The organism is Photobacterium sp. R1, from assembly GCF_054600795.1.
This window is the reverse complement of sequence record NZ_BAAHZP010000633.1, coordinates 1-264: the sequence shown is the minus strand read 5'-3', so window position 1 is coordinate 264 and position 264 is coordinate 1. Positions and strand designations below refer to the sequence as shown.

The 264-nt window shown below is 56.1% G+C and carries 1 pseudogene; it reads left to right on the top strand.

The features are described 5' to 3' along the window. Positions 1-264 (top strand): annotated as a pseudogene (locus ACYP03_RS26590) (S1 family peptidase); the annotation flags it as partial.

The window sequence follows — 264 nt, the reverse complement described above, 5'->3', positions numbered from 1 at the left end:
ATCGGGGTGCCCATTTTGCTGGGCGGATTTGGCTCGGCTGTTCCTGTTACCCCGCATTTGCAGGTGACGGCCAAACATGTTGCGCGCTATTCCTGGAACCGGGATGTGATCTATCATCCGCTGTGCGATCTGGCGCTGATCCGTACTGACTCTGCTCAGATCCCTACCTGGGGCTTAATTTTTCCGGATCAGCCCGTGGTCCATCAGGGCCACTCTCTGCTCGGGACCAGCATAGAGGGCAAAGGAAAATATCTGCAGGATGTG